We start from the raw sequence: 12,082 nt of genomic DNA on the forward strand, positions 1-12,082 counted from the left end.
GTTAGATTTATTAACACTAACTATATTAGTGAGTCTTTATGAAAATAAATCAGCGACACATGTTTCTAGAATATTAGACGTACCTGCTTCAAAGATAAGTCGTTGTTTGCACACTGCAAGACTCATATTTGGTGACGAGCTGTTTATTAGGCGGAAATATGGATTAGTACCCAACGATTTTGCGGGTAAAATTTATCCCATTGCTAAAGAAATAGTAGACTGTGCTAAGCATTTTAATCGACTTAATAGTGCCGAAAAATCGCATAATCGTTACTTTGAATTAGTCATTCCTGGCATGATTGCCTACGCTTATCCGCGAGCATTGATGAAATCCATTAAACAAAACAATAAAAACATCCATATTAATGTGAGCAGTTGGAATAGCCATTCTCTGGAAAGTGTGACTAGCGATCCACACAGTATTGTAATGTGTTGTTGTAAAGGCCCTGAAGAAATTCTCTGTTTTGACCAGAAATTACAGGTTGAAGTGCTTGCAACAATGAACCGACAATACTTGTTAAGCTGCAGAAATCACCCCATTTTAAAGCAAGACATTACTCTAGAAACCATTTCGACATACCCATATATCAATACGCTTATTGGCATTCAAGCACCAATACTTAACCCATTTCAGGAATATTGCCAATCTAAGGATTTGTCTCTTAATACTGAAATGACCATTACCAGCGTGTCTTCTTTATTTGATTACCTCTCAGATTGTAAATCATTAGCTGTAACCCCCTATAAAGCGGTGTATGACATGTTAGATGAAGACTCCGGTTTACATGCTTGTCAGTTATCGGAATACGAATGTAATCGTCTTTTTGAGGTTGTAGAGCCATTAAAATTGGTCTTGATTACTCATCCGAGTGCTGACAATGAAGATGCTGTATGGTTAAAACAACAAATTCGAGAATTAACCCACGAACTTATTTAATATAAACCCGTTGAATGAAGGTTATTATTATTTTTCAATGAAAAATTTATAGTGATTTTTTCATGGTGAAGATGGTATTGGGTTTGTTAGTTTTTGTTTATTTTAATTATTTTTGTTGATATTTGGTTTGTTAATATGTGATTTATTGATATTTAGTTTTTTTAGCTTTAACTTATTTAAATTTAGATGTTACTTACCCTTAACGATATAAAATGTATTTTTGCAGTTTGAAGGAAGGATGTTGGCATTAGTAACGTTAAATTAAAATGCAGATTATGTATTTTACATTGTTAACTTTATCAAGTGGAGCATCTGTTATTTATTGGCGTGGCGTTAATGTACAAATCGTTTGCTGTATATTTTACTGATAGATTTTTTACAATATCAGCTACACTCAGTTAGCACCTCGTTTATTCTATAGCGTTGCAGGAGGCTATTAGGGGCAACGTCTATCAGTGTTAGTCTCTGCATCAGTATCGATGCTTATCCCCAGATTGAGTCAAAAGCAAAAGTTCGCGGCCAACAACCCTGTCGAAAAATTCTCCATAATGATCAGTTTTCAGGGGCTTTATTTATTTATTCACGTTAAGCTAATCTTCTAGTCTTGTATCGCGTTAGCGTGATCAGTGCAGCACAAGGAGATGATGTGAGCACAACCGAATCTATCAGTATCACTACCACTAACACCAAAACCAAATCATTTTTAGCTGGTGCACTTGCCGTTATGCCGTTAACGATAGCCGTGATCCCTTGGGGGATTTTAGCGGGCTCGTTTGCTTTAGAAGTTGGCCTTACGCCATTAGAAAGCCAAGCGATGTCGGCCATTATCTTTGCTGGCAGTGCCCAGTTAGTTGCGCTCGGCATGATAAAAGCGGGTATTGGTATCGGCAGTATTTTAATCACCACCTTATTGATCACCTCTCGGCATTTGCTGTATGCCATGGCCATGCGCACCCATATTAGCCCGTTGCCACTTAAATGGCGTTTAGGATTAGGTTTTTTACTCACCGACGAACTTTTTGCCATCGCTAATCAAACTCATAGTGGCGATAAACTGGCGCAACATCAGTTTGATCGTTGGTATGCTTTGGGAGGTGGGTTAACTTTTTATGTCGGTTGGAATATTGCCACGCTATTAGGGATTATTGCTGGAGAATCGATAGATAATTTAGACAAGCTCGGGCTCGATTTTGCCATCGCCGCTACGTTTATCGCGATAGTCGTGCCTACAGTGAGAAAACCATCCATTTTAATCTGCGTGTTGGTGTCACTTACGCTAGCGGTAGTGTGTTCGGTATTTGCTATTCAAGCTGGGCTTCTTATCGCAGCAATATCGGGCATGGCCGCTGGTATGGCATACGCCAAACTTACCGGTGAAACTAGTGGTTTTGATTCGAATAAGAAGGAAGAGTCAATATGATCTGGCTGATTATTATATCGATGGCTCTGGTGGTATTTTCGAGCCGGCATATTTTGTTAGAGCCGAAAATCCCCATTCGGTTGAGCAAAAACACCTTGGTTTTTTTAAGCTATTCAGCCCCAGCAGTACTCACCGCCATATTAGCGCCAATAGTGTTTACGCCCGAGGGCAACTTAGACATTAGCTTGAGTAACAGTTATTTGATTTGTGCTGTGGTGGCGACCATTTTAGCGATAGTAACCCGTAATACATTGCTGACCACTGTACTCAGTATGGGCTTGTTTTTTATCATCTTCTAATGCTTGAGTTTATGCTCATAAAGGTGATTTATTTGCTTTGGTGAACATGATTAATATCATTTTTTGAGCAGTAAACCGCAACTCAGATATCGGGCGATAAATTTGGAATAAATGCTTTTCAGGCACGACCACAATACTGTTAAGCGTTTTATTGTCGATTGCATTGATAAGTTTGTTGCTTACATTGTCATTGAGATCAACATCCAAACCGCTAATGTTGAGATCGCCTTCTACAGCGTAGGCCATGACCCATTCACATACTCTGGAGGTGAGTTGCCCTTGTTGGCTTAGTATTTCAACATGACTGTTTAATACCGCTTGGCGAGTAATAATATTTAAATCAACAATCTCACTGTCAATTAATTCCCCCCTAGTGGCTAATCCTCCGTCAAATGAGACGCAGGCCAAGGGCGTAATTAAGTCATCACAAAGGGCAATGGGTTTATCCACCGTCTCACTCATATAATGTAATCGAATGCCGCTACCAGACAGTAATACTAAATGACGTTGATAGCCGGGAAAAGATGAAAATGGCCCATTAGCAATGACTTTAGACATACTTACTCGCCAGTCGAAATGCTGAATGCTTCCGCCTTCATTGATGGCTAATTGTGTCGTGGAACCTAAACCGTTTTTCCATGGCACAAGAGTAAAGGCTGTGGGCGATATAATATGGTGCATAGGTTTGTTTTATATGATTTTTGATTATCAACCAAGTTTACGTCAATACAGCATCAGCGCAAAGCGGGAGATGCTGACGTTGGCTAAAATGATAAATTGTGAGTCTCATTGATTGTTACCTGACAACCCCCATTGCAATAGATTAGAATACCTATCAAATAATTCAGTAGCGAGTGGATTGATGCACGTACATATTTTAGGAATTTGTGGCACGTTTATGGGCGGTTTAGCCCTACTTGCCCGCGCAATGGGCCACAAAGTGACCGGCAGTGATGCCAACGTTTACCCGCCAATGAGCACCCAGCTTGAGCAACAAGGTATCGAGTTAATCCAAGGTTTTGATCCAGCCCAATTAGGCAAAGAAGGCGACAATCAACCAGACTTAGTGGTTATTGGTAACGCCATGAGTCGTGGTAACCCGTGTGTAGAAGCGGTACTAAATCGCGGCATAAAATATACATCTGGGCCGCAGTTTTTGTCTGAACATATTTTGCAAGACCGTTGGGTATTAGCGGTGTCGGGTACTCACGGTAAAACCTCTACTTCCAGCATGCTCGCGTGGGTTTTAGAGTACTGCGGCTACGAGCCGGGTTTTTTAATTGGCGGCGTGCCGCAAAATTTCGGTGTGTCAGCTCGTTTAGGTAACTCAGTGTTTTTTGTTGTCGAAGCCGACGAATACGACAGTGCCTTTTTTGATAAACGGTCTAAGTTTGTTCATTACCATCCTCGCACCCTAGTGATCAATAATCTTGAATTTGATCATGCCGATATTTTTGCCGACTTAGCGGCGATCCAACGCCAGTTTAATCATGTTATTCGTACAGTGCCGGGCGAGGGTAAAGTGATTTGGCCTAGCGATGTTGAAGCAGTACAACAAGTGATTGATATGGGCTGTTGGAGCGAGCAAGAAATTTATTCTAAAGCCACAAGTTTAGCCAGCGATTCAGCTCAACAAGGTGAACCAAGTGCTTGGCAGTCGCGTACTATTGCCGACGATGGTCATGAATTTGAAGTGCTGTTTAAGGGCGAGTCGCAAGGAATAGTAAACTGGGCATTAATAGGTCAGCATAATATTGAAAATGCCATAATGGCAATAGCAGCTGCTCGTCATGTGGGTGTGGCACCAGGTCATGCTATTGAGGCATTGGCACAATTTAGCCCACCAAAGCGCCGTTTAGAGCTATTAGCGACTGTGAATGGTGTGTCTGTTTATGACGACTTTGCTCATCATCCCACCGCTATTGCCACTACTTTACAAGGCTTACGGGCTAAAGTCGCTTCCAGCGACAATGCTAATGGCAACATTATTGTGGTGTTAGAGCCCCGCTCAAACACCATGAAAAGCGGAGTGCATAAAGATACGCTAGCTAACTCAATGGTATTAGCCGATGTGGGCTACTTATACCAAGCAGACAATATTGACTGGGACATCAAAGCCAGTATGGCTAATGCGCCAATCCCTGTGACTGTGTTTAACAACATTGAAGATATTATTAGCGCAGTTGCCGCTACCGCAAAGCAAGGTGATACCGTGGTTATTATGAGTAATGGTGGCTTTAATGGTATTCACCAAAAAATGATTAAGGCTTTAGCTTAACGGCTTCAGTGAATAAAGGGGACAACATGGCCTACGCCAAAAAAGCCAAAGCAATTAGTCTAGCCTGGACGGGTGCCTCGGGCGCGCCATATGGTATTAAATTGCTTGAATGTTTGTTAGCGGCCGATTATCAAGTATTTTTAATGATATCCAGTGCCGCACGGGTAGTGTTAGCCACTGAGCACGGTTTGCAATTAAGCGCTAATCCTGGCAAAGCGCAAACGCAATTACTCGAACAACTGCATAATCCCGATGAACCATTAAAAGGTGAATTAGTGGTATTAGGCAAAGATGAATGGTTTTCGCCGCCAGCATCTGGCAGCGCGGCACCAAAACAAATGGTCATTTGCCCGTGTTCAACCGGCACATTAGCTGCTGTCGCGACTGGAATGAGTAATAATTTGCTCGAAAGAGCAGCAGACGTAGTATTAAAAGAGCGTGGGCAGTTAATCCTTGTTCCGCGAGAAACTCCTTTTAGTGCCATACACTTAGAGCATATGTTAAGCCTAACGCGTAATGGTGCGACCATCATGCCAGCGGCACCCGGCTTTTATCATAATCCCAAATCGGTACAAGATCTGGTAAACTTCATGGTTTCCCGAATACTTGATCATTTGGGCATAGAACACGACTTAACGAGTCGCTGGGGATATGGACATACCCAGTCACACGACATCGACAATTGAGAGATTTATGAAGCACACCATTGAAATGATGATTTCTGAACAAGAAATCAATAAAACCCTAGACCAGTTAGCTGAACGTATTAATGCCCATTACGCCGACAGTGAACGCTTATTAATGGTTGGCCTTTTAAAAGGTTCAGTAGTGTTTATGGCCGATTTATGTCGCCGTATTAAAGGCCATGTTGAAATCGATTTTATGTCTGTATCGAGCTACGGTAACACCATGAACAGCTCGCGTGATGTGAAAGTGCTTAAAGATGTACAGTCTGACATCGCCGGTCGTGACGTATTAATCGTTGAAGACTTAATCGACTCAGGTAACACCTTAAACAAAGTGCGCGAGATGTTATTACTGCGCGAGCCAAAAAGCCTAGCGCTTTGTACGTTATTAGATAAACCTGAACGTCGTGAAGTAGACGTTTATGTCGACTTTATTGGTATTACCATCCCAGACGAGTTTATTGTGGGTTACGGTATCGACTACGCAGAGCAGTATCGCAACTTGCCTTACATCGCTAAAGTTGTGCCACTAGATTAAGCAAACATCATTTTATAAACTCCCACCGATGTGGGAGTTTTTTTTCATTGTAAGTTGAGGATTTCAATATGGCCGATAACGCCAATGCATTGGTGATCGAAAACCTTAAAAAAACCTATAAAGGTGGCGTAGAAGCCGTTAAGTCGATCAGTTTGACGGTAAAGCAAGGTGACTTTTTTGCCCTGCTTGGCCCTAATGGTGCGGGTAAATCTACCACCATCGGCATTATCAGCTCATTGGTACAGAAAACCGCAGGTACAGTGTCTGTATTTGGTTTTGATATTGATAAGCAACTCGAACATGCCAAGTTATGTATTGGGTTAGTGCCGCAAGAATTTAATTTTAATCAGTTTGAAACCGTGCAACAAATAGTGGTTAACCAAGCAGGTTACTATGGGGTACCAAAAGCGGTTGCATTACAACGTGCCGAAAAGTACTTAACCCAACTCGATTTATGGCAAAAGCGTCACGCCCAAGCCCGCGAACTGTCTGGCGGTATGAAACGCCGTTTAATGATTGCCCGCGCGTTAATGCACGAACCTAAATTATTGATTTTAGATGAGCCAACAGCTGGGGTCGACATTGAACTGCGCCGTTCAATGTGGGAGTTTTTAAAGCAAATCAACAAACAAGGCGTGACCATTATTTTAACCACTCACTACCTTGAAGAAGCTGAAATGCTGTGTCGCACCATTGGTATTATCGATACCGGTTTGCTGGTGGAATGCACCACCATGAAGGCATTATTGAGCAAGCTAGATGTTGAAACCTTTATTTTCGATTTACGACACGATTTGGACGTAGCACCAATGCTCACCAATATGAATTGCCGCTTAACTGACGCACATACGTTAGAGGTGGATGTGGCAAAATCGAACAACATTAATGAATTATTTACCCAGTTGACCGCCGCCAATATCGAAGTGTTGTCGATGCGCAACAAAGCTAACCGCCTAGAAGAATTATTTGTAGAGCTGGTTGAAAAAGCCAAGGAGTCAACATAATGAACAGTCTATATTTTGTGGCTTTTAAAAGTATTTTAACCAAAGAAATTAATCGCTTCACCCGTATTTGGATCCAAACGCTAGTGCCGCCAGCCATCACCATGACATTATATTTTTTAATTTTTGGTAATTTAGTCGGCAGCCGTATCGGAGAAATGGGCGGCGTTACCTACATGGAGTTTATCGCGCCAGGTTTAATCATGATGTCGGTGATAACCAGCTCATATTCTAATGTAGCCTCATCGTTTTACAGCGCCAAGTTTCAACGCAACATTGAAGAAATCATGGTGGCCCCAGTGCCACATTACGTGATGATAGCCGGTTACGTTGGTGGCGGCGTCGCCCGTGGTCTAAGTGTTGGTTTAATTGTTACCACAGTGGCGATGATGTTTGTTGATATCTCGTTACATCATGTTGGCTTGGTCGTGCTAACCATGTTTTTAACCTCAGTGTTATTCTCACTCGGTGGGCTAATTAATGCGGTATTTGCCAAAAGCTTTGACGACATCAGTATTATCCCGACATTCATTCTCACGCCATTAACCTACTTAGGTGGGGTATTTTACTCGTTATCGTTATTGCCACCTTTTTGGCAAGGTGTATCGGGCTTAAACCCTGTGGTGTATATGATCAACGTATTCCGCTATGGTTTTTTAGGTTTTGCTGACTTAAGTGTACCGTTATCCATCGCCATTATGGTTGGTTTTTGTGTTAGCTTGTGGACACTGGCTTACTATTTAATATCGCGTGGAATTGGTTTGCGCAGTTAAGACGACCTTGCTGATAGCGCAATAGCATTACACATAAAGGGCTCAAAAGAGTCCTTTTTTGTCGGTGTTATCTAAAAGGGATCGTCGGTGTTGATTTGAATGCAGTCTGAGTCACTTTTTGTTGTTAACTATAATCCATTGGGCTTTGTACACCGGTTTGGTGTAAACCAGCTACATGAGTATAAATTTGGGTCGTTTTTACATCGGTATGGCCTAATAGCTCCTGTACCGTTCTAATGTCGTGCCCACGCCTAAGTAAGTTTGTCGCAAAAGAATGCCTAAAAGTATGGGCGGTAATGCGTTTCGTGATAGTCGCTTTCTGAACTGCTTTTTTTAATGCCTTTCTAAATGTTGTTGGATCAATGTGGTGTCGACACAGATACCCATTAATTGGGTGTGACACACAGTGAATCGAAGGAAAAAGAAATTGCCAATGTAATTGTTTGGCGCTTGTTCCAAACTTTTTGAGTAAGCTAGGAGGTAAAGAAGCCATCCCTAATCCCTGAGATAAATCGTGAGCATGAGTCTCTCGCACGTGGCACATTTGCTGCTGTATGGGATCAATGGCTATTTTAGGTAAAATACAAACCCTATCTTTTTTACCTTTACCTCTAAATATAAAAAGTGTGCGATTTTCAAAATCGATATCCTTAAGCCTAATGCTTCACTTAACCTCAACCCCGCACCATATAATAAACTGCCTATTAGCTGATATTTCCCTTGTAAATGATCAATGACTTGCTTGGCTTCTGCATCATTTAATACCTGAGGAATACGTGTTGGTGCTTTAGCATAAGGAAACTGCAAATTGTCTGTATTGATGGCTAATACATGTTTAAACGCAAAAACCAGCGCGCAAAGCGCCTGCTGTTGCGTACTGCTAGACACTCGCCGCTCGTTTGCTAGAAAACATAAAAACTGTTCAATGTGCTTAGGTAAAATATACTTTGCAGCAGTAAACTTAAAATATCTTATAAAATAACGGTTCCAATAAAGGTATGACTTTTCAGTTTGGTAGCTGTAATGCCTTACTCTAATTTGTTGTCTAATTGCTTCTATATATCCCGATCCCGCCATCACTTCCCCCTTTATGTTACTTATACTGTTCATCCATACAGTTATAATGGGTTTTGAATGAATTACCATAAAATGTGTACAAAAATCAAACTAAAGTGCTAGATATGAATAAACAGATAAAACCTAATCTATTGATATTAGGCGATTAATATTTTTAGCATTTAATTTCGACACTTTTAACGCGCAATCGAAGTTTTATATCGGAAGTTAAGGGTCATTAAATTGCTTTACTTCAATGAGATACAAAATGTAGGATGATATAAATCAATAACTTAAACGGGCGGCTTTATCGGTCGAGCCGTTCAATAAGCTGTTGAACTAAGCCGCTGCGCGGAGCCCAAAAGCCTGTCATTTGCACCACACTTACCTCAGTGGATTTCCCACTATCAAGGAGGTAAGTCATGTTAGTACACACTCAATTATTCCATGATGAAATTACGCTTAGGCGTTACTCTGAGCGAACCCGCAAAGCGTATCTATATGCCATTACTAAACTGGCAGAGCATTATCATCAGTCGGTTGATACCATCAGCGATACGCAGTTAAGTGATTATTTCCGCTATTTAAACCTTGAAAGGCAACTATCAAGAGCGTCCATTCAGCTTCAGCTGAATGGTATTCACTTTTACTTTGAACACATTTTAAAGCGGCAATTTAGGATTGATGTGTGTTTACCTCGTCCCAGTCAAAAGCTGCCACAAATGCTCAGTAAACAAGATATTGGCCAGTTATTGCAGCACTGTCCCAATCAGAAATATCACACCATGATAGCGCTGTGCTATGGCTGTGGATTACGGGTCAGTGAACTGGTAAATCTTAAAGTCAGTGATATTGATGGTCAGCGGCAGTTACTCAAAGTGTGTCAGGGCAAAGGTGCTAAAGACCGTTTAGTTATCATCTCACCCTCACTGCTTAATTTATTGCGCCATTACTGGCTTAAGTATCATCCTCAAACGTGGCTTTTTGATGTGCATTACCATGGCAACACCTACCCGTTAGATGTGTCAACCGTGCGTAAAACCCTCAAAAAAGCGGCGTTAGCCGCAGGGGTTACCAAACCTTGCAGCCCGCACAGCTTGCGCCATGCCTATGCGACACATCAATTGGCCGCAGGTATGCTACTTAATCAACTCCAGCATCAGCTGGGTCACAAAAGTATTAAAACCACCGAGCGATATCTGCACTGGTCGCCAGAGCTTGGGCATAAAGGGGGCGATTTACTCGCTGACTTGGGGTGATGATATGGCGCATTATCACTTGAGTGACATACTGCAAACCCATTACGGTCACTATCAACAACATCATCACCTGAGTCAGCAACAGCGTTTGGTGTGTCAGCGTATCTTAGCTTGCCGTACTGCAGCACTCGGTCAACAGCAGTGGCAATGTAATCAATGCCACTATCAGCAAAGCGTGTTCTGCTCATGCCGAGATAGGCATTGTCCACGCTGCCAAGGTAAGCAAACCCAAGCATGGATAGAGAAGCAGCAACAGCAAGTGCTGCGTTGTCGCTATTTTCATTTGGTGTTTACCTTGCCCCATGAGCTCAACGCGCTCACCCATACTGATGAGCAGGCAAAGCGTGTGTACAGCGCCTTGTTCGAAGCCGTTTGGCAAACCTTAAGCCGATTTGGCATGACCCGTAAACACTTACAAGGTCAGTTAGGGTGCACTGCGGTACTGCATACATGGGGGCAAACCTTAACGCAGCATATCCACTTACACTGTTTAATCCCAGGCGGAGTGGTCACTGAGCAAGGTCTGTGGCGTGGAGTTAAATCAGACTATTTATTTCCTGTTAAGGCGGTCTCAACCGTGTTCAAAGCTAAGATGCTGGCTGCTCTGCGCCAGCGTGAACTCACTATTCCCGACGCTAATAACCTCATCAATAAGACGTGGTGCGTATACAGTAAAGCGTGTTTGCATAAAGCTGAAACCGTAGTGGCTTATCTTGGACGTTACACCCGAAAAGGCATGCTGCATGAATCACGGCTTAAGGCGGTCACCAAAGAGCGTGTTGATATCAGCTACACCGACTATATCGATAACCAACGTAAAATCATGCAACTGGCTCCTGAAGAACTCATTAGGCGGTACTTATTGCATGTACTGCCTAAAGGGGTGATGCGGGTAAGGCATTTTGGTTTTTTAGCCAACAGCTGTCGGCGTAAAAGGCTCGCCAAAATTAGAGAGCAACTGGGGAGTAAAGCGAATGACATCCCAGCAGCAATCACCGACACATTAGGCCACTGGTGTTGTCCACAGTGCGCCAATGGGCGGCTAATGTTTATGGGACTGGTGCCACTGCTAACGATGTTAGCGCGTGAAGCGCAGTTGAAGCTGTCAGGTTAGTCAGATTAAGTGGGGGAATGTCAGCAAATAAAGCAGACTTAGCTAATCTTGGATTGGGTGGGACGATGGCACACGATTTGGTATCGAGAAATCAGTAAATAAGGCAATAATCGAGCAATGAAAAAAAGATGAAAGCCAACAAAGTCCACCTTAAAAGGTGTAATCAGAACAGACGATTAGCCGAAAGGTTGTACAAGATACCACTACCGTTAAAAAGCAAATTCCTATAGCATAAACTATACCGATTAATATGGATGTGGCATCGGCCAAGTCCAACAAGCGATTTATGCTTTGCAAACAGCGCAACGCATAAATACTAAAACGTTAGCAGGCACCACTTGTTCTAATTTAAAAGTGCTTGGTTAATTTTATTTCTCACATCAAAGGATTGGTGCTTTTCTCTTTTTCTTCCTTTTTTGTGGCAAGGTTTGTTTTTTAAATTGCTTGGTAAACATTCTATGTTATTGTTTATCAATTAAAGTTTAATGGCGAAGTGGTGCGGTGTTTATTGTTTCTCACTTCCATCAATTAACTATTTATGTGTTTGTTGGTTTAAGCGTTCTTAATTAACGCTTCTGCTAACACATATGAGCCTCCCGCCAGTCAATAGGCGAGCCTAACTTATTTGACTGCTTTTGCAGTCAAATTAAAATCAATCAACAAATTCATCTACTTCGTCTGTCATTTAGCTGTCAAATCATCGTTTACAGCAAACACATAT

General features: G+C 42.1%; 13 protein-coding genes. 10 read left to right on the top strand and 3 right to left on the bottom strand.

Annotation, left to right across the window (positions count from 1 at the left end; genetic code table 11):
• The 3 genes from H5202_RS11980 to H5202_RS11990 form a co-directional block, all read left to right on the top strand.
• The coding region (locus H5202_RS11980) for a LysR family transcriptional regulator (protein WP_220493863.1) at window positions 1–937 on the top strand (937 nt) is incomplete at its 5' end.
• 646 nt (window positions 938–1,583) lie between these two features.
• Entirely contained in the window at window positions 1,584–2,357 is a 774-nt protein-coding gene (locus tag H5202_RS11985; RefSeq protein WP_182772276.1) for an AzlC family ABC transporter permease, read from the top strand.
• On the top strand, window positions 2,354–2,656 hold the full coding sequence (locus H5202_RS11990; protein ID WP_182772277.1) for an AzlD domain-containing protein: 303 nt from the start codon (window positions 2,354–2,356) through the stop codon (window positions 2,654–2,656). Before H5202_RS11985 ends, H5202_RS11990 begins: the two co-directional genes overlap by 4 nt.
• 15 nt (window positions 2,657–2,671) lie before the next feature.
• Here the strand turns inward: H5202_RS11990 and H5202_RS11995 are convergent, their stop codons facing one another.
• A complete protein-coding gene (locus H5202_RS11995; protein ID WP_182772278.1) occupies window positions 2,672–3,337 on the bottom strand; it encodes a HutD/Ves family protein in 666 nt (221 codons plus the stop codon).
• Between the two features lie 181 nt (window positions 3,338–3,518).
• Here H5202_RS11995 and mpl point away from each other — a divergent pair, with 181 nt between their 5' ends.
• The 5 genes from mpl (at window position 3,519) to H5202_RS12020 (ending at window position 7,932) form a co-directional block, all read left to right on the top strand.
• Entirely contained in the window at window positions 3,519–4,934 is a 1,416-nt protein-coding gene (mpl, locus tag H5202_RS12000) for a UDP-N-acetylmuramate:L-alanyl-gamma-D-glutamyl-meso-diaminopimelate ligase (protein WP_182772279.1), read from the top strand.
• A 26-nt stretch (window positions 4,935–4,960) separates the two neighbouring features.
• A complete protein-coding gene (locus H5202_RS12005; RefSeq protein WP_182772280.1) occupies window positions 4,961–5,620 on the top strand; it encodes a flavin prenyltransferase UbiX in 660 nt (219 codons plus the stop codon).
• A gap of 7 nt (window positions 5,621–5,627) precedes the next feature.
• Window positions 5,628–6,158, top strand: coding sequence for a hypoxanthine phosphoribosyltransferase (hpt, locus tag H5202_RS12010; protein ID WP_011638672.1), 531 nt, complete (start codon window positions 5,628–5,630; stop codon window positions 6,156–6,158).
• Between the two features lie 68 nt (window positions 6,159–6,226).
• A complete protein-coding gene (locus tag H5202_RS12015) occupies window positions 6,227–7,162 on the top strand; it encodes an ABC transporter ATP-binding protein (protein ID WP_182772281.1) in 936 nt (311 codons plus the stop codon).
• A complete protein-coding gene (locus H5202_RS12020) occupies window positions 7,162–7,932 on the top strand; it encodes an ABC transporter permease (RefSeq protein WP_059746140.1) in 771 nt (256 codons plus the stop codon). The genes H5202_RS12015 and H5202_RS12020 overlap by 1 nt, the downstream gene beginning before the upstream one ends.
• Window positions 7,933–8,056: 124 nt before the next feature.
• Here H5202_RS12020 and H5202_RS24255 read toward each other — a convergent pair whose 3' ends face one another.
• Together H5202_RS24255 and H5202_RS24260 are read right to left on the bottom strand one after the other, a co-directional pair.
• Window positions 8,057–8,593 carry a tyrosine-type recombinase/integrase gene (locus H5202_RS24255; protein WP_182772285.1) on the bottom strand — a complete coding sequence of 179 codons (537 nt, stop codon included), beginning with the start codon at window positions 8,591–8,593 and terminating at the stop codon, window positions 8,057–8,059.
• A complete protein-coding gene (locus tag H5202_RS24260; RefSeq protein WP_182772282.1) occupies window positions 8,500–9,078 on the bottom strand; it encodes a phage integrase N-terminal SAM-like domain-containing protein in 579 nt (192 codons plus the stop codon). Before H5202_RS24260 ends, H5202_RS24255 begins: the two co-directional genes overlap by 94 nt.
• Before the next feature lie 332 nt (window positions 9,079–9,410).
• Between H5202_RS24260 and H5202_RS12035 the strand changes: the two genes are divergently transcribed.
• Window positions 9,411–10,247, top strand: coding sequence for a tyrosine-type recombinase/integrase (locus H5202_RS12035; RefSeq protein WP_182772283.1), 837 nt, complete (start codon window positions 9,411–9,413; stop codon window positions 10,245–10,247).
• Between the two features lie 4 nt (window positions 10,248–10,251).
• On the top strand, window positions 10,252–11,361 hold the full coding sequence (locus tag H5202_RS12040; protein ID WP_182772284.1) for an IS91 family transposase: 1,110 nt from the start codon (window positions 10,252–10,254) through the stop codon (window positions 11,359–11,361).
• The last annotated feature ends 721 nt before the right edge of the window (window positions 11,362–12,082 follow it).

The organism is Shewanella sp. SG41-4 (assembly GCF_014164505.1).
In the GTDB taxonomy this organism is placed as follows: Bacteria; Pseudomonadota; Gammaproteobacteria; order Enterobacterales; family Shewanellaceae; genus Shewanella.